The organism is Polaromonas sp. DSP2-3-2b2 (genome assembly GCF_049895905.1).
Taxonomy (GTDB): Bacteria; Pseudomonadota; Gammaproteobacteria; order Burkholderiales; family Burkholderiaceae_C; genus Polaromonas.
In genome coordinates this window covers 1-16844 of sequence record NZ_JAFCTH010000028.1, presented here as the reverse complement: position 1 = coordinate 16844, position 16844 = coordinate 1, and the positions used below count along the sequence as shown (strand labels likewise).

Sequence of the window (16844 nt, the reverse complement as noted above, 5' to 3'; positions counted from 1 at the left end):
GCTCCGAACGGCATGCTTTTTAGACCACTTTGCCGAAAGCCTGCGTTTTCCAGGCGAGCCAGAACTTGCGCAGCGGCGTCAGGCTGACGCGCTGGTGCAGCACCTGGTAGTTGTCGGCGGCAATCTCGCGCAGCAGCGTGCGGTAGATGCTGGCCATCATCAGGCCGGGCTTTTGCGTGCGGCGGTCGGCATCGGGCAACAGCGCCAGCGCCTCGTCGTACAAGCCCAAGGCGCGTTCGGTCTGGAACTTCATCAGCGCGCTGAAACGGTCCGAATACTCGCGCTTCAAGATTTCGTGCGCCTTCACATCGAACTGCTGCAACTCATTGACCGGCAGGTAGATGCGTCCGCGCATCGCGTCCTCGCCGACGTCGCGGATGATGTTGGTGAGCTGGAACGCCAGGCCCAGCTTGTGCGCGTAGGCCGTGGTGGCTCCGTCGGTCTGGCCAAAGATGCGTGCCGCCACTTCGCCAACGATGCCGGCGACCAGGTGGCAGTAGCGCTGCAGCGCAGGAAAATCGAGGTAGCGGTTTTGCGACAGGTCCATCTGGCAGCCTTCAATCACCGCCTGCAGATGCCGCGCCTCGATGCCGTAGGCGGTGGTCATCGGCATCAAGGCTTTCATCACCGGATGCGTCGGGTTGCCGGCAAACGACTTGGCGACCTCGCCCTGCCACCAGCCCAGCTTGGTGTGCGCCACGCCGGGGTCGGTGACTTCATCGACGACATCGTCGATTTCGCGGCAAAAAGCGTAAAACGCCGTGATGGCGGCGCGCTTTTCCGTCGGCAGAAACAGGAAGGCGTAGTAAAAACTGCTGCCGGAAGCGGCGGCTTTTTCTTGGACATAGTTCTCAGGCGTCATGCCGGGGATTGTCGCAGGCGGAAATGGCCGATTTGCTGCAGTCGGGGATACAAGGTTAAAAAGCTGGGGGCTTCCCGTCCCCACCAGCCAGGGCCGCGGAACCGGCTTTGCCGGGCCGCAGGCGCAGCGCCCCCTCGGGGGGGGCAGCGCAGCACACGAAGTGGCAAGCGTGGGGGCCACATTCACATCCAGAGCGCTCGCCAGCCCATGACCGCGACATCCCAGGGACCCAGCTTGGGCCGCCGCCGCAAGGTGTCAAAGCCCAGCGCCTCGATCTTGTCCAGAATCCGCAGGCCGCCCTGGACCACCAGGCGCAACTCCCAGCCGCCGCGCCCGGGAACCTTTTTCACCAGTTGTGAGCCTTTTCGCATCATGGCGCCTGCCTGGCGGGCGTGAGTAGCTATTAAATTTATAGTGCTCGGATTACTTTCCAGCCTGAGCAGCTGCGCCTCATCGACGCCATGCGCAGCCCAGGAATCGGCCGGCAGGTAGATGCGCCCGCGCGCGATGTCCAGCCCCAAGTCCTGCCAGAAATTGATCAGCTGCAGCGCGGTGCAGATGCAGTCGCTCTCGCTCAGCGACGCCGCATCCTTCACGCCGTACAGGTGCAGCAGCAGCCGGCCGACCGGGTTGGCCGAGCGGCGGCAGTAATCTAACAGTTCGGCCTGGCTGGCATAACGCTGCTTGACGACATCCTGCTCGAACGCGCTGAGCAGATCAGCGAGCAAGTCCACCGGGAGGTCGAATTGCCGGATCATCGGCCCCAACTGCCCGAACACGCCGGCCCAGCGCGTTGATGGCGCCCGGCCGGCGGCGGTCGCCATCAGATCAGCGCGGTAGGCGGCCAGGTCGTCCAGCCGGGTTTGCGGTGCAGCAATGCCTTCGTCGGCGATGTCGTCGGCAGTGCGGGCGAACCAGTAAATCGCTGCAATCGCCGGCCGCAGATGCGGCGGGCATAGCACCGTGGCCACCGGGAAATTCTCATAGTGGCTGACGCCTTGCAGGCTGGCGGGGTGCGCAGAAGACGAAGTGGGGCCTGGATTCATGCGCCGGATTGTCGCTTGACAAGCTTTTGCATTTCTCATAGATTACTAACCGCTCGGTCAGTAACCGCTGATTGATGCCGATTCAGACCATGACCGCCCGGATTCGCCCGGAACCTTTTCCCATCAGTCCACCCGCCCATCATGAACAAAACCGTTGTCTCCTTGGCAGGCGCCGCCCTGCTGCTGGTCGCCTGCTCCCGGCCCGCTCCGCCCGAGGAACCGGTTCGCGCCGTGAAGGTCATCACCGTCGGCACCAGCGCCTATTCGCCTAGCCATGAATATGCCGGCGAAGTGCGGGCGCAGGTCGAGTCGCGGCTGGGCTTTCGGGTTGGCGGCAAGCTCGTCAAGCGGCAGGCCGAAGTCGGCCAGCAGGTCAGGGCCGGGCAGGTGCTGGCGCAGCTCGATCCGCAGGATTACCGGCTGGCCGCCGAAGCGGGCCGCGCGCAGGTTAACGCTGCCGCCACCAACCGCAACCTGGCCGCCGCCGACTTCAAGCGCTACCAGGCGCTGAAGGACCAGAACTTCATCAGCGGCGCCGAGCTGGAGCGCCGTGAAGCCAGCCTGAAGGCCGCGCAGGCGCAGCTGGAGCAGGCCCAGTCGCAGTCGGCGGTGCAGGGCAACCAGACCGGCTATGCAGTGCTGACGGCCGATGTGTCCGGCATCGTGACGGCGGTCGAGGCCGAGCCGGGTCAGGTCGTCGCCGCCGGCGCGCCAGTGGTGCGGATTGCCGCCGATGGCGTGCGCGACGTGGTGTTTTCGGTGCCCGAGGACAAGGTGGCTGGCATCAAGGCTGGCGCGCCGGTGCGCATCCGCGTCTGGGCGCAGGGCGCCGAGCTGCTAGGTGCGGTGCGCGAGGTGGCCGCCAGCAGCGACCCGGTGACGCGCACGTATCCGGTCAAGGTGTCGATCGAAGGCAAGGCGCCGCCGCTGGGCGCGACGGTCTATGCCATCCTCAATACCGGTGCCGCCGCCGGCACGCCGGTCATCAAGCTGCCGACCAGCGCTTTGCGCCAGGAAGGTCAGGCGACCACGGTGTGGGTGCTGGACAAGGCGTCCATGACGGTCAGGTCGCAGGCGATCCAGGTGGCGACCGCCGATGGCAACGAGGTCGTCGTGGGCGCTGGCCTGGCGCCGGGCATGCTGGTGGTCAGCGCCGGCGTGCATGTACTGTCTCCCGGCCAGAAAGTCAGTATTTATCAGTCAAACAGGCCTTCTGCGCAAGTAGCGCGGGCGCAAGCAGCTCCTGAATCCATAGCAAAACCGGCCTTGGCCGCGCCGGCGGCTTCCGCTTCCGGCACGAAGTGAGGCTGGCATGACACAACCGACCCACGACGACCCTGCCGCCGGCGAGCGCGCTGCGCCTTCGGAGCGCTTCAACCTCTCGCGCTGGGCGCTGGAGCATCCGGCGCTGACGCGCTATTTGCTGCTGGTGCTGATGGTGCTGGGCTTTTCGGCCTATTTCCAGCTCGGGCAGGATGAAGACCCGCCGTTCACCTTCCGCGCCATGGTGGTGCGCACCTACTGGCCGGGCGCGACCGCGCAGCAGGTGGCCGAGCAGGTCACCGACAAGCTGGAGCGCACGCTGCAGGAGGTGCCCTACGCCGACCGCATCCGCAGCTATTCCAAACCCGGCGAGTCGCAGATCATTTTCCAGATCAAGGATTCGTCCCGCGCCAGCGAGGTGCCCAATGTCTGGTATTCGGTGCGCAAGAAGGTTGGCGACATGCGCGGCACGCTGCCGGCCGGCGTGCAGGGGCCGTTCTTCAACGACGACTTCGGCGATGTCTATGGCGTGATCTACGCGCTGGAGTCCGACGGCTTCAACTATGCCGAACTCAAGACCTTTGCTGATGACATACGCCAAAAGCTGCTGCGCGTGCCCGATGTCAGCAAGGTAGAACTGTTCGGCGTGCAGGACGAAAAGGTCTTCATCGAGGTCTCGCAAAAGCGCCTGGCCACGCTGGGGCTGGACCTGAACCAGGTGCTGGCGCAACTGGGCCAGCAAAACGCGGTCGAATCGGCAGGCAGCGTGCAGACGCCGCTCGATGTGGTGCAGGTGCGCGTCGCCGGCCAGTTCGAGGCGCTGGAGCAGTTGCGCGCCATGCCGATTCGCGGCAGTTCGGGCAGGCAGTTCCAGCTAGGCGACATCGCCGAGATCCGGCGCGGCTATGTCGATCCGCCCGTGGTCAAGGTGCACCACCAGGGCCGGGAAGTGATTGCACTGGGCGTGGCCATGACCAAGGGCGGCGACATCATCCGACTGGGCAAGTCGCTGAAAATCCTGTCAGCCAATTTCGAGCGTACGCTGCCGGCAGGCGTGAAGCTGGTCCACATGCAGGACCAGCCCAAGGCGGTGGCGAGTTCGGTCAACGAGTTTGTCGGCGTGCTGATCGAGGCGGTGCTGATCGTGCTGGCGGTCAGCTTCATCAGCCTGGGGCTGCACAAGCGGCCGCACGCGGGGCCGGGGCAGCTGCCGCTGTACAAGCGCTATTACATCGACATCCGGCCGGGGCTGGTCGTGGGCATCACCATTCCGCTGGTGCTCAGCCTGACCTTTCTGGCGATGTGGTACCTGGGCATCGGCCTGCACAAGATATCGCTCGGCTCGCTGATCATTGCGCTCGGGTTGCTGGTTGATGACGCCATCATTGCCGTCGAGATGATGGTGCGCAAGATGGAGGAGGGCTACGACAAGGTGCGCGCCGCCACCTTCGCCTACGAGATCACCGCCATGCCGATGCTGACCGGCACCCTGATCACCGCCGCCGGCTTCCTGCCCATTGGCCTGGCCAGGTCAGTGACTGGCGAATACACCTATGCGATTTTCGCCGTCACGGTGGTGGCGCTGGTGCTGAGCTGGATCGTGTCGGTCTACTTCGTGCCGTATCTGGGTACATTGCTGCTCAAGGTGCCGCCGCACGTGAAGGAAGTGCAGGCTGGTCATGACAGCCCGCACGAAATGTTCAACACCCCGTTCTACAACACCTTTCGCCGCACGGTGAACTGGTGCGTGGAACACCGCTGGCTGACGATTGGCGCGACGGTGCTGATCTTTGCGCTGGGCATTGTCGGCATGGGCCGGGTGCAGCAGCAGTTTTTTCCGGACTCCAGCCGGCCTGAAATCATTGTCGATATCTGGTTTCCCGAAGGTACCTCGTTCGCGGCCAATGAAGCGACAGCCAGGCGCGTCGAGCAGCGGCTGATGCAGGAGGCGGGCGTGGCGTCGGTCAGCACCTGGCTGGGATCGGGCGTGCCGCGTTTTTACCTGCCGCTGGACCAGGTCTTTCCGCAGACCAACGTGTCGCAGATGATCGTGCTGCCCAGCGACCTGAAGGTGCGCGAATCGCTGCGCGTCAAGCTGCCCGCCTTGCTGGCAACCGAATTCCCCGAGGTGCGCGGCCGCGTCAAGCTGCTGCCGAACGGCCCGCCGGTGCCGTATCCGGTGCAGTTCCGCGTCGTTGGCATGGACCCGCTGGTGCTGCGCGAGCGCGCCGACGAGGTCAAGGTGCTGATGCGCGGCAACGCCAGCATGCGCGGCGTCAACGACAACTGGAACGAAGCGGTCAAAGTGATGCGCCTGGAGGTGGACCAGTCCAAGGCGCGCGCGCTGGGCGTGACCAGCCAGTCGATCGCGCAGGGCGCGCGCACGCTGCTCAGCGGGACGACGGTCGGCCAGTTCCGTGAAGGCGATAAGCTGATCGACATCGTGCTGCGCCAGCCGCTCAATGAACGCAGCGCGATCACCGATATCGGCAATGCCTATCTTCCGTCGGTATCAGGCCAGTCCATCCCGCTGACGCAGATTGCCAAGCCGGTGTTTGCCTGGGAGCCGGGCGTGATGTGGCGCGAAAACCGCGACTACGCCATCACGGTGCAGGGCGACATCGCCGAAGGCCTGCAAGGCGCGACCGTCACGGCGCAACTGCTGCCCGCGCTCAAGGCGCTGGAAAAGAAGTGGCACGCCAGCGGCATGGCCGGCTACCGCATTGCCGTGGCCGGGGCGGTGGAGGAAAGCTCCAAAGGCTCGGCGTCGATTGCCGCTGGCATTCCGATCATGCTGTTTCTGACCTTCACGCTCTTGATGCTGCAACTGCACAGCTTCAGCCGCGCCATGCTGGTGTTCCTGACCGGGCCGCTCGGCATTGCGGGCGTGGCCGGGGCCTTGATCCTGCTCGGTCGGCCGTTCGGCTTCGTGGCTTTGCTTGGCGTGATTGCGCTGATGGGCATGATCCAGCGCAATTCCGTCATCCTGATTGACCAGATCGAGCAGGACCGGGCGCAGGGCATTCCGGCCTGGGATGCAATTGTCGAGTCCGCCGTGCGCCGCCTGCGGCCCATCGTACTGACGGCGGCGGCGGCTGTGCTGGCGATGATTCCGCTGTCGCGCAGCGTGTTCTGGGGGCCGATGGCGGTCGCCATCATGGGCGGCCTGATCGTGGCGACCGTGCTGACGCTGCTGGCCTTGCCGGCCATGTACGCGGCCTGGTTTCGTGTCAAGCGGGAAGAGGACGCCACATCCGCTGCGGCTTGAATCCGTCCCGCCGGATGCATTGCCAAAAAACAGCCTCCGGATACAGGCTAAAATAGAAAGTTGACCGATTTCAGGCGGGAATTTGGAAACTATCCGGATTCCCGCTGTTTTTTCAGGAGCGCGGGTGGCGAAATTGGTAGACGCACCAGGTTTAGGTCCTGACGGTAGCAATACTGTGCGGGTTCGAGTCCCGCCCCGCGCACCATCCCTGAGGCTTTGCCGTGGCAGTTGTGCCGCTGGCCCTCAGAAGCTGCTTGACCGCAGCTGGCTAGGCGAAAGCCCAGTTTTGAATATTTTGACTTTTAGGAAACCATCATGGCCGTGACTGTTGAAAATCTTGAAAAGCTCGAGCGCAAAATGACGCTCACGCTGCCCCTCAATACCATCCAGTCGGAGGTCAACACCCGCCTGAAGAAGCTGGCACGCACTGTCAAGATGGACGGTTTCCGTCCCGGCAAGGTGCCGATGAGCGTGGTCAGCCAGCGTTATGCCTATTCGGTGCATTACGAAGTCATGAATGACAAGGTCGGCGAAGCCTTTGCGGTTGCCGCCAACGAAGCCAAGCTGCGCGTGGCCGGCCAACCCCGCATCAGCGAAAAGGAAGATGCGCCTGAAGGCGAACTGGCTTTCGATGCGATTTTCGAGGTTTATCCTGAAGTCAAGATTGCCGACCTGACCAATGCCGAAGTCGAAAAGGTCAGCGCTGAAGTCAGCGACGCGGCTATCAACAAGACGCTGGACATCCTGCGCAAGCAACGCCGCACCTTCGCCCAGCGCGCAGCCGATGCGCCCGCGCAGGACGGCGACCGCGTGACCATCGATTTCGAAGGTAAGATGGACGGCGAAACGTTCGCTGGCGGCAAGGCCGAAGACTTCCAGTTCATCGTCGGCGACGGCCAGATGCTGAAAGAATTTGAAGACGCCGTGCGCGGCATGAAGACCGGCGACAGCAAGACCTTCCCCCTGGACTTCCCTGCCGATTACCACGGCAAGGACGTGGCCGGCAAGCAGGCCGATTTCTTGGTGACGGTCAAGAAAATCGAAGCCGCGAACCTGCCCGAAGTCAACGAAGCGCTGGCCAAGTCGCTCGGCATTGCCGACGCCACGGTCGAGGGCCTGCGTTCGGACATCAAGAAGAACCTGGAGCGCGAAGTCAAATTCCGCCTGTTGGCCCGCAACAAGAATGCCGTCATGGATGCGTTGGTGGCCAACGCCGAACTCGACCTGCCCAACGCCAGCGTTCAGGCCGAACTCGAGCGCCTGATGGAAGGCGCTCGCGCCGACCTGAAAAAGCGCGGCATCAAGGATGCTGACAAGGCACCGATCCCCGACGACATTTTCCGTCCGCAGGCAGAAAAACGCGTCCGCTTGGGCCTGGTCGTGGCCGAACTGGTGCGCGCCAATGAACTGCAGGCCAAACCCGAGCAGCTCAAGGCGCACATTGAAGAACTCGCTGCCAGCTATGAAAAGCCGGAAGAAGTCGTTCGCTGGTACCTGAGCGACAACAGCCGCATGGCCGAAGTCGAAGCCGTGGTGATTGAAAACAATGTCACTGACTTTGTTCTCGGTAAAGCCAAGGTCAACGTTAAAGCGATCTCGTTTGACGAGTTGATGGGCCAGAACTGACCGGCTGACTTCTCCTGACGCTGGGGCTTGTGCTTTGCGGTACAGGCCCCAACTCATTTTCGGTACAGTACCTACATCTCTGGAGAAAAATCAATGGTCAGAAACATTTCTTACGGCGGCTACGGCAGCCCCCAATCCGCCAGCCAGGAAATTCAGGGCCTGGGCATGGTCCCCATGGTCATTGAACAATCCGGCCGTGGCGAACGCTCTTATGACATTTATTCGCGCCTGCTCAAGGAGCGCGTGATCTTTCTGGTCGGCCCGGTCAACGACCAGACCGCCAATCTGGTGGTGGCGCAGTTGCTGTTCCTGGAAAGCGAAAATCCTGACAAGGACATTTCCTTTTACATCAACTCGCCCGGCGGCTCAGTGACGGCTGGTATGGCAATTTACGACACCATGCAGTTCATCAAGCCCGATGTGTCGACGCTGTGCGTCGGCATGGCCGCCAGCATGGGCGCCTTCTTGCTGTCAGCCGGCACCAAGGGCAAGCGCTTTTCGTTGCCCAATTCGCGCGTCATGATCCACCAGCCGTCGGGTGGTGCGCAGGGACAGGCATCGGACATCGAGATCCATGCTAGAGACATCCTGAAGACCCGCGATCAGTTGAACCGTATCCTGGCGAACAACACCGGCCAGACGGTTGAAAAAATCGAGCGCGACACCGAACGCGACTATTTCATGTTTGCCGACGAAGCCCAGGCCTACGGCGTGGTCGATCAGGTAATCTCCAAGCGACCCTGATCTGCCCTGTAGAGCTTAAGACTGCTTTGCAATAACGGCGTTTTTCTGTTACAGAAACGCCGTTTTTTTATTGGTTATCATTGGCGAAGCGCATAGTTTCACCATGTCACGTTAAAGGTGTCCCCCACAATGGCCGATAAAAAAGGCTCCTCCAGCGAAAAAACGTTGTACTGCTCTTTTTGCGGTAAAAGCCAGCATGAAGTCAAGAAACTGATTGCCGGCCCATCTGTTTTTGTCTGTGATGAGTGCATTGATCTGTGCAACGAGATCATTCGCGACGAACTGCCCGCAGGCAGCGAAGTGACCGAGACGCGCAGCGACCTGCCAACACCAGCAGAAATCAAGGCAACGCTGGACGGTTATGTCATTGGCCAGGAGCCCGCCAAGCGAACGCTGGCCGTCGCTGTGTACAACCACTACAAGCGGTTGCGCCACAAGGAATCGGCCAAGAAGGATGATGTCGAACTGACCAAGAGCAATATCTTGTTGATCGGGCCCACTGGTTCGGGCAAGACATTGCTGGCGCAAACGCTGGCTCGCACGCTGAACGTGCCTTTCGTCATGGCTGATGCCACCACCCTGACCGAAGCCGGCTATGTCGGTGAAGACGTGGAAAACATCATCCAGAAGCTGCTGCAAAGTTGCAACTACGAGGTCGACCGTGCCCAGCAGGGGATTGTCTATATTGATGAAATCGACAAGATTTCGCGCAAATCTGACAACCCGTCTATCACCCGCGATGTGTCGGGCGAGGGGGTGCAGCAGGCACTGCTCAAACTGATGGAAGGCACGATGGCTTCCGTGCCGCCGCAGGGTGGGCGCAAGCATCCAAACCAGGATTTTCTGCAGGTTGACACCACCAACATTCTGTTTATTTGCGGCGGTGCTTTTTCTGGACTTGAAAAAGTCATCGAGGGGCGTACCGAGGCATCGGGTATCGGTTTTGGCGCCGCTGTTAAAAGCAAAAAAGCCCGCAGTTTGACTGAAGCGTTCAAGGATGTCGAACCCGAAGACCTGATCAAGTTTGGTCTGATTCCCGAACTCGTCGGCCGGATGCCGGTCATCGCCACCTTAGCCGAACTCAGCGAAGATGCCTTGGTCCGGATCCTGACGGAACCGAAGAATGCCGTGGTCAAACAATTCAGCAAATTGCTCGCCATGGAAGGCGTGGATCTGGAAATCAGGCCGTCGGCCCTCAAGGCCATCGCCCGCAAGGCACTCGCCCGCAAAACCGGCGCACGCGGTCTGCGTTCGATTCTGGAGCAATCCCTGATTGACACCATGTTTGATTTGCCGACCACCAGCAATGTTGACAAGGTGGTGGTTGACGAAGCGACGATCGAGGAAAACAAGCCGCCGCTGCTGGTCTACCGCGAAGCTGCCAAGAAAGCCTGAGTCCCGGAACCGACGAGGCAAGTGCCTGAAATGGCAATCCTCGTCTGCGGTTTCTACAATTTCGCCCGATCCCGAAAGGGACCGCTGCGTTTTGCCTTGTTATGAAGGTTTAGGGTTTTATTATGTCTGCACAAACTTTTCTTCCTGCAACCCCTGTCGAACTGCCTCTGTTGCCGTTGCGGGACGTCGTGGTCTTTCCGCACATGGTGATTCCGTTGTTCGTTGGCCGGCCCAAGAGCATCAAGGCACTGGAACTGGCCATGGAATCCGAGCGCCGAATTATGCTGGTGGCGCAGAAAACCGCGGCCAAGGATGAGCCGTCCGTTGATGACATGTTTGAGGTGGGCTGTGTGGCCACCATCCTGCAACTCTTGAAGTTGCCCGACGGCACGGTCAAGGTCCTGGTTGAAGGGCAGCAGCGCGCCAGGGTGAACAAGATCGAGGAAGGCGAGCAGCACTTCACTGCAAATGTTTCTCCGGTCGAGCCCGCAGCCGTTGTCGCGGGCAACAAGGGTAGCGAGATCGAGGCCTTGCGCCGTGCCGTGACCCAGCAGTTTGACCATTACGTCAAGTTGAACAAGAAAATACCTCCCGAGATATTGACATCGATCTCCAGCATCGACGATGCCGGTCGGTTGGCTGACACAATCGCTGCGCACTTGCCGCTCAAACTGGATGCTAAGCAGGTCATCCTGGATCTGGATAATGTCAAAGCGCGTCTTGAGAACCTGTACGAGCAGCTTGAGCGTGAGGTCGATATTCTCAATGTGGACAAAAAAATCCGTGGGCGCGTCAAGCGCCAGATGGAAAAAAATCAGCGCGACTTCTACCTGAACGAGCAGGTCAAAGCCATCCAGAAAGAACTGGGCGAGGGAGAAGAGGGTGCTGATCTCGAAGAGATCGAAAAGAAGATCAAGAACGCCAAAATGCCACAGGAGGCCCGTAAAAAGGCAGAAAGCGAACTCAAGAAGCTAAAGCTGATGTCGCCCATGTCGGCGGAAGCCACGGTGGTGCGCAGCTATATCGATGTGCTGCTCGGGTTGCCTTGGAGCAAGAAAACCAAGATCAAGCATGACCTAGCCAACGCCGAAGCCGTGCTCAATGAGGACCACTACGGTCTTGAAAAGGTCAAGGACCGCATTGTCGAGTACCTCGCAGTGCAGCAGCGGGTTGACAAACTGAAAGCGCCAATTTTGTGCCTTGTAGGCCCCCCAGGTGTCGGCAAGACATCGCTCGGCCAGTCGATTGCCAAAGCCACCGGTCGCAAGTATGTCCGCATGGCCTTGGGTGGAATGCGCGACGAGGCTGAAATCCGTGGACACCGCCGTACTTATATTGGCGCTCTGCCTGGCAAGGTATTGCAGAACCTGAGCAAGGCCGGCACGCGCAATCCTTTGTTTCTGCTTGACGAGATTGACAAGCTCGGCACTGATTTTCGCGGCGACCCCTCCAGCGCGCTGCTTGAAGTGCTGGACCCGGAACAGAACCATACCTTTGGCGACCACTATGTCGAGGTCGATTTTGACCTGAGTGACGTGATGTTTGTTGCGACGTCCAATTCGATGAATATTCCGCCGGCCCTGCTGGACCGCATGGAAGTCATCCGCTTATCGGGCTACACCGAGGACGAAAAAACCAGCATTGCCATGCGTTACCTGCTGCCCAAGCAGGTTAAGAACAATGGCGTGAAGGAGGACGAACTGGAGGTGCAGGAGCAGGCGGTGCGCGACATCGTGCGCTACTACACGCGTGAAGCCGGTGTTCGCTCGCTGGAGCGGGAACTGTCCAAGATTTGCCGTAAGGTCGTCAAGGGCATACAGCTCAAGAAGATGACTCCCAAAGTGCTCGTCACACCCGACAACCTGAATGAATTCCTGGGTGTGAGGAAATACGATTACGGCCGTGCGGAAAAGAACAATCAGGTGGGCCAGGTCGTCGGTCTAGCTTGGACTGAAGTGGGTGGTGACCTTCTAACGATCGAAGCGGCCGTCATGCCGGGCAAGGGCGTCATCACACGCACAGGGTCATTGGGCGATGTCATGAAAGAGTCGGTCGAGGCGGCCCGAACGGTGGTTCGAAGTCGGTCCAGGGGCTTGGGTATCAAGGATGAGATGTTTGAAAAGCGTGACATTCACATCCATGTCCCTGACGGCGCGACCCCCAAGGATGGTCCGAGCGCCGGGGCCGCCATGACCACTGCGTTTGTCTCTGCATTGACTGGAATCCCTGTTCGCGGCGATGTGGCCATGACCGGTGAAATCACGCTAAGGGGCGAGGTCACTGCCATTGGCGGTCTGAAAGAAAAACTGCTTGCTGCCTTGCGCGGGGGCATCAAGACCGTGCTGATCCCGCAGGAAAATGCCAAGGATCTTCAGGAAATTCCAGACAATGTCAAAGCAGGTCTCGAAATCATCCCCGTGAAGTGGATTGACCAAGTGCTGCAGGTTGCCTTGGAGCGGCAGCCGGTGCCCTTGACCGATGAAGAAGTTGCGTTGATTGCCGCCGCCAGCGCCGCCAGCGCCGCCGCCCCGTCGCAAGCCGTCGGCACGGTCAAGCATTGAGAAAACTTCTCCGTGATTCAGGAAAGTGTCAAAAATCACGCTATAATATGAAGCTAGACTCGCGGGAGTAGCTCAGTTGGTAGAGCGCAACCTTGCCAAGGTTGAGGTCGAGAGTTCGAGCCTCTTTTCCCGCTCCAATTCAAAGGGCAGCACTTCAAAATGCTGCCCTTTTTGGTTGGAAAATGTGAAAACGACAAGGCGCGGTAACAAAGCGGTTATGTACCGGATTGCAAATCCGGCTAGCCCGGTTCGACTCCGGGCCGCGCCTCCAGAAAACGATGGCCGTCAGTTTTTCATTTGGACAAAAACTGAAATGGCGAAAAACGACGCTATAATTTATATCTAGACTCGCGGGAGTAGCTCAGTTGGTAGAGCGCAACCTTGCCAAGGTTGAGGTCGAGAGTTCGAGCCTCTTTTCCCGCTCCAATTCAAAGGGCAGCACTTCAAAATGCTGCCCTTTTTGGTTGGAAAATAGCAAAAGGACAGGGCGCGGTAACAAAGCGGTTATGTACCGGATTGCAAATCCGGCTAGCCCGGTTCGACTCCGGGCCGCGCCTCCATCAAATGATGATCGTCAAGCCCCTGAAAAGGGGCTTTTTGTTTGACAATACAGCTTGGCTCAGTCAACAAATTTTCCAAAAATCACCGGCGAGAGTGGCGTAATCGGTAGCCGCAGCAGACTTAAAATCTGCCGACCGAAAGGTCATACGGGTTCAAGTCCCGTCTCTCGCACCATTCTCTGGTGTTTGTCGATGAATGAAAGCCCTGACATTCGTCATCAGCCGCGCAGGTTGGTCGCGGTGAGGCAAATGGCCGCACTCGGGCCGTTCAAGCAGTTCAGTCTGCGCCGCACGCCGGGCCTTGATGCGAAGCTGCGCCAGCGTGCCGTATTCACCGTTCATGCCCTGCACTGCCAGCCGCTCCTTTACAAACGAGTTCGGCTTTGTTCGCGTCATGGCCTGACCTGATCTGAGTCCTAGCGTAGGACTCGGTCTTGGTCAGGCCTTCGGCATCAAGCATGCCAAGACCGCCGCTTCGAACGGCGAGACATAAATTTCGCTGACCTGGAGCCTGTCGTCGCCTCGGCCGGAACACGCGCAGGTGCCGCCGCGGGGCCCGGCCGGTGCGCGGCGTGGCTTCCAATTACCTGTGCGATCTCCAGGTTGGCGACAAGGTCGAGAGCAGCCGCTTGACGCTCTTCTTCGGCGCGCACGCAGCAGGAACTGCTGTACTCTGGCCCGCTGCCGAGCCTGCCGAAAGACTTCACCGCCTGTTCACGCACGCCCGGCGCGGCGCCCAAGAGCGAAGGGCGGTTGCACCTGGAGACTTACCGTGCGTGTCCCGTGTTCGCAGGTAAGCTCGGGTGCATGCTTGTTCCCTTCCCGTCGCGTCGCCATTTTTTGAAAATCACTTGTGCTGCCGCCGGTGCCCCGTTGTGCCTGCCAGCGGACGCCCAGCTCCCGACCGGCGAGGCTTATGAGGTCACTCCATGGGCCGGTCCGGTTGCAGCCTTCAGTCTGGTCGATGCCACCGGCAAGACCTGGCGCCCTGCCGACTTCAGGGGCAGGGCCGTTCTGCTCAACTTCTGGGCGAGCTGGTGCGAGCCCTGCCGCGCCGAGATGCCATCACTCCAGCAGGCGGCTGCGCTGCATGGCGCCGACAAGCTGCTGGTGCTGGCCATCAACTTCAAGGAAAAACCGGCCAGCGCCCTGCAGTTCGCCGAGCGCGCCGGCATCACGCTGCCAGTGCTGCTCGATGTCGATGGCCAGGCCGCCCGGCGCTGGGGCGTCCGCATTTTTCCGACCACGCTGACCCTTGACCGCCGGGGCCGGCCACGGCACCGGGTGCAGGGCGAACTGGACTGGACCGGCCAAGCCGCCGGCAAGCTGATTGCCAGCCTGCTCTAGGGCTGCTGCCTGCGCGGCAAACCCCTGGCCAGGCGGCTCCAGCGATAATCACGCCTTGCCAGTGACTGGCGCGCTGCCTCGCAGCGGCTGTCCAGCCCGGCACACTTCCCGGCGTATCTTTACCTGCGCCGGAGCATGTGACCCTTTCCTTCATCCTTTCCCGGAGTTCATCGATGACCACCGTACGCCGCAGCTTTCTGAAAAATACGGCCGCCGCCGCCCTGGCCGCTTCCTTGCCCAGCCTTAACTTTGCCCAAGCGCCGGCCGTCGCCACGCGAACGCTGTTTGCACCGCAAAGCGGCGCCTGGCGTACCTTCGAGGTCACAACCCGCGTGGACATTGCCAAGCTAGACGGCGCCACCCGGGTGTGGCTGCCGATTCCGTCGGTCAACAGTGACTACCAGCGCTCGCTGGAAAGCAGTTTCTCCAGCAACGGCGCAGGCAAGTTCATGCAGGATGGCCAGGACGGCGCCAAGATGCTGTACGTGGACTTCGCCGCTGACGAGGCCAAGCCGTTTGCAGAACTCACCAGCCGAGTGCAGACGCAAAACCGGGCAGTGGACTGGTCGCAAAAGACCGCCAAGGCCGAGGATGCCGACACGCTGCGCTATTTCACCCGGCCCACCGAGTTGATTCCGCTTGACGGCATCGTGCACAAGACCGCACTGGAAGCCACGCAGGGCGCCAGGACCGACCTGCAAAAAGTCCGACAAATCTACGACTGGGTGGTCACCAACACCTACCGCGAACCCAAGGTGCGCGGTTGCGGCGAAGGCGACATCCAGAGCATGCTGGAAAGCGGCAATTTGGGCGGCAAGTGCGCTGACCTGAATGCCATCTTTGTCGGCCTTTGCCGCGCCTCCGGCGTTCCGGCGCGCGACGTTTACGGCATCCGGCTGGTTCCCTCAAGCTTTGGCTACAAGGAACTGTCGGGCAACCCGGCCAGCCTCAAGGGTGCGCAGCACTGCCGATCCGAGGCTTATCTGAAGGGCTACGGCTGGGTGGCGATGGATCCGGCCGACGTGGCCAAGGTCATGCGCCTGGAAACCGCCGACTGGATCAAGAACACCACCAACCCGGTGGTGGCCCCGGTCAACAAGGCGCTGTTCGGCGGCTGGGAAGGCAACTGGATGGCCTACAACACCGCGCATGACGTGTCCCTGCCAAATGCCAAGGGCAGCCAACTGGGTTTCTTCATGTACCCGGTGGGTGAAAACGCCGCCGGACGTTTTGACTCGTACGCGCCGGATGACTTCAAGTACCAGATCACGGCGAAAGAAATCAAGGCCTGAGGCGCAGTGCATTCGATGATGCGCTGAAGGGTTGGTTTTTTTAAGAGAAATCAGCCCTTTGCGCTTGTCCTGTATGCAAAAGCAGCTATCGAAATGATAGTTTTTAGCCTAAATCGACAACATTGCGCGATGCACGTCGCGCCTGAAATTCAGGAATGCGCGGTGGTCGCTGGGAGACGTGGGCACGGTCAAGGTGAGCTTTCCGGAAGGCATGCGCAGTTTCCCGTGCTTGCCACCCCGGCCAAACGACCATCCTTGCCGTACCAGCATCCTGACCAAGGCATTGATTTCCTTGCAGGAGCAGTGTTTCATGGCGCGGCACCGGCTTTAAAGCCATTCACCGCGCTTGTTGATGAAACCCCATTTGCTGTTCTGCCGGACGGCTGCCTTACCGCCCTGAAATTCTTTGGCGTCTTCAAAGCGCGGTGCGATCACCCATTCCTGCCGCTCATTGATGAAACCCCAGCGGCCAGTCTGGGCCTGCACCGGCGCCAGGCCTTCGCTGAAGGAGCGGACATTGCGGTATTTGGGGCCGGTCGATCCGCAGGCGGTCAGACCGAATAGCGCCACTGTCAGGACGGCAATGGCAACAGGCTTGAATAGGGCTGTGTTCTTTGAATGCATGCTGGATTCAATCGCGTCCATGCTCGAAGCAATCGCCTTGGTCCATCTCGTCAGTATCTGCATTGCCTCCCTGATAAGCATCATGATTGGAGTTGAGCTGATTGGCGTGGTTGTCCATGCTAGCGTCGTAAGCATCGTTGTTTGGATTCATGCTGTCACTGCGATCATCGTTAGCGCTTTAAAGTGGACCCCGGATTTGAGACAGCGGTTTAAGTAGGACACTGTCGCAAGAAATGGGTAAATCATGAGTGAATCG

13 protein-coding genes, 6 tRNA genes and 1 pseudogene are annotated in these 16844 nt (G+C 60.3%); 16 read left to right on the top strand and 4 right to left on the bottom strand.

Translation table 11 applies throughout. The annotated features are described in order from the left end of the window. Positions 1-19 precede the first annotated feature (19 nt). Together hpnD and hpnC are read right to left on the bottom strand one after the other, a co-directional pair. Positions 20-862, bottom strand: a complete 843-nt coding sequence (gene hpnD, locus ACP7AD_RS16870; protein WP_426148872.1) for a presqualene diphosphate synthase HpnD — start codon at positions 860-862, stop codon at positions 20-22. 182 nt (positions 863-1044) lie between these two features. Continuing rightward, on the bottom strand, positions 1045-1908 hold the full coding sequence (gene hpnC, locus ACP7AD_RS16865) for a squalene synthase HpnC (protein ID WP_426148874.1): 864 nt from the start codon (positions 1906-1908) through the stop codon (positions 1045-1047). Positions 1909-2049: 141 nt separating this feature from the next. On the opposite strand from hpnC, the gene ACP7AD_RS16860 reads away from it, so the two are divergent. The 16 genes and pseudogenes from ACP7AD_RS16860 to ACP7AD_RS16785 all read left to right on the top strand — a co-directional run bounded on the left by ACP7AD_RS16860 (position 2050) and on the right by ACP7AD_RS16785 (position 15964). Then, positions 2050-3213, top strand: coding sequence for an efflux RND transporter periplasmic adaptor subunit (locus ACP7AD_RS16860; protein WP_426148875.1), 1164 nt, complete (start codon positions 2050-2052; stop codon positions 3211-3213). Between the two features lie 7 nt (positions 3214-3220). After that, positions 3221-6439: an efflux RND transporter permease subunit gene (locus ACP7AD_RS16855; RefSeq protein WP_426148877.1), complete on the top strand. Its 3219-nt coding sequence runs from the start codon at positions 3221-3223 to the stop codon at positions 6437-6439. 118 nt (positions 6440-6557) lie between these two features. Next, a tRNA-Leu gene (locus ACP7AD_RS16850) sits at positions 6558-6644 on the top strand. Between the two features lie 110 nt (positions 6645-6754). Further along, positions 6755-8065: a trigger factor gene (gene tig / locus ACP7AD_RS16845; protein ID WP_426148878.1), complete on the top strand. Its 1311-nt coding sequence runs from the start codon at positions 6755-6757 to the stop codon at positions 8063-8065. Between the two features lie 93 nt (positions 8066-8158). Continuing rightward, positions 8159-8809 (top strand): ATP-dependent Clp endopeptidase proteolytic subunit ClpP, encoded by a 651-nt coding sequence (gene clpP / locus ACP7AD_RS16840; RefSeq protein ID WP_426148880.1) that lies wholly within the window; start codon positions 8159-8161, stop codon positions 8807-8809. Between the two features lie 129 nt (positions 8810-8938). Then, positions 8939-10204, top strand: a complete 1266-nt coding sequence (clpX, locus tag ACP7AD_RS16835) for an ATP-dependent Clp protease ATP-binding subunit ClpX (RefSeq protein ID WP_029524025.1) — start codon at positions 8939-8941, stop codon at positions 10202-10204. Between the two features lie 122 nt (positions 10205-10326). Next, complete coding sequence (gene lon / locus ACP7AD_RS16830; protein ID WP_426148881.1) at positions 10327-12765, top strand: endopeptidase La; 2439 nt, start codon at positions 10327-10329, stop codon at positions 12763-12765. Positions 12766-12826: 61 nt separating this feature from the next. Next, a tRNA-Gly gene (locus ACP7AD_RS16825) sits at positions 12827-12902 on the top strand. Between the two features lie 60 nt (positions 12903-12962). Further along, positions 12963-13036: transfer RNA gene (locus tag ACP7AD_RS16820), tRNA-Cys, on the top strand. 79 nt (positions 13037-13115) lie between these two features. Beyond that, positions 13116-13191: transfer RNA gene (locus ACP7AD_RS16815), tRNA-Gly, on the top strand. Between the two features lie 60 nt (positions 13192-13251). Continuing rightward, positions 13252-13325: transfer RNA gene (locus ACP7AD_RS16810), tRNA-Cys, on the top strand. An 88-nt stretch (positions 13326-13413) separates the two neighbouring features. Further along, positions 13414-13500: transfer RNA gene (locus tag ACP7AD_RS16805), tRNA-Leu, on the top strand. A 17-nt stretch (positions 13501-13517) separates the two neighbouring features. Continuing rightward, positions 13518-13733 carry a hypothetical protein gene (locus tag ACP7AD_RS16800; protein ID WP_426166331.1) on the top strand — a complete coding sequence of 72 codons (216 nt, stop codon included), beginning with the start codon at positions 13518-13520 and terminating at the stop codon, positions 13731-13733. Between the two features lie 149 nt (positions 13734-13882). Continuing rightward, positions 13883-14057 (top strand): annotated as a pseudogene (locus ACP7AD_RS16795) (benzoyl-CoA oxygenase); the annotation flags it as partial. A gap of 75 nt (positions 14058-14132) precedes the next feature. Continuing rightward, positions 14133-14672, top strand: a complete 540-nt coding sequence (locus ACP7AD_RS16790) for a TlpA disulfide reductase family protein (protein ID WP_426148887.1) — start codon at positions 14133-14135, stop codon at positions 14670-14672. Positions 14673-14845: 173 nt separating this feature from the next. Beyond that, the gene (locus tag ACP7AD_RS16785; protein WP_426148883.1) at positions 14846-15964 is read left to right on the top strand and encodes a transglutaminase-like domain-containing protein; all 1119 of its coding nucleotides are present in this window, start codon (positions 14846-14848) and stop codon (positions 15962-15964) included. A 108-nt stretch (positions 15965-16072) separates the two neighbouring features. On the opposite strand, the gene ACP7AD_RS16780 is transcribed toward ACP7AD_RS16785, so the two are convergent. Continuing rightward, entirely contained in the window at positions 16073-16276 is a 204-nt protein-coding gene (locus tag ACP7AD_RS16780; RefSeq protein ID WP_426148884.1) for a hypothetical protein, read from the bottom strand. Positions 16277-16291: 15 nt separating this feature from the next. Continuing rightward, positions 16292-16672 (bottom strand): WG repeat-containing protein, encoded by a 381-nt coding sequence (locus tag ACP7AD_RS16775; RefSeq protein WP_426166328.1) that lies wholly within the window; start codon positions 16670-16672, stop codon positions 16292-16294. Positions 16673-16844: the final 172 nt, after the last annotated feature.

Bases quoted from the DNA above. Each gene is read 5' to 3' on its own strand.
- hpnD (WP_426148872.1), bottom strand. From the start codon at position 862: ATGACGCCTGAGAACTATGTCCAAGAAAAAGCCGCCGCTTCCGGCAGC.
- hpnC (WP_426148874.1), bottom strand. From the start codon at position 1,908: ATGAATCCAGGCCCCACTTCGTCTTCTGCGCACCCCGCCAGCCTGCAA.
- ACP7AD_RS16860 (WP_426148875.1), top strand. From the start codon at position 2,050: ATGAACAAAACCGTTGTCTCCTTGGCAGGCGCCGCCCTGCTGCTGGTC.
- ACP7AD_RS16855 (WP_426148877.1), top strand. From the start codon at position 3,221: ATGACACAACCGACCCACGACGACCCTGCCGCCGGCGAGCGCGCTGCG.
- tig (WP_426148878.1), top strand. From the start codon at position 6,755: ATGGCCGTGACTGTTGAAAATCTTGAAAAGCTCGAGCGCAAAATGACG.
- clpP (WP_426148880.1), top strand. From the start codon at position 8,159: ATGGTCAGAAACATTTCTTACGGCGGCTACGGCAGCCCCCAATCCGCC.
- clpX (WP_029524025.1), top strand. From the start codon at position 8,939: ATGGCCGATAAAAAAGGCTCCTCCAGCGAAAAAACGTTGTACTGCTCT.
- lon (WP_426148881.1), top strand. From the start codon at position 10,327: ATGTCTGCACAAACTTTTCTTCCTGCAACCCCTGTCGAACTGCCTCTG.
- ACP7AD_RS16800 (WP_426166331.1), top strand. From the start codon at position 13,518: ATGAATGAAAGCCCTGACATTCGTCATCAGCCGCGCAGGTTGGTCGCG.
- ACP7AD_RS16790 (WP_426148887.1), top strand. From the start codon at position 14,133: ATGCTTGTTCCCTTCCCGTCGCGTCGCCATTTTTTGAAAATCACTTGT.
- ACP7AD_RS16785 (WP_426148883.1), top strand. From the start codon at position 14,846: ATGACCACCGTACGCCGCAGCTTTCTGAAAAATACGGCCGCCGCCGCC.
- ACP7AD_RS16780 (WP_426148884.1), bottom strand. From the start codon at position 16,276: ATGAAACACTGCTCCTGCAAGGAAATCAATGCCTTGGTCAGGATGCTG.
- ACP7AD_RS16775 (WP_426166328.1), bottom strand. From the start codon at position 16,672: ATGATGCTTATCAGGGAGGCAATGCAGATACTGACGAGATGGACCAAG.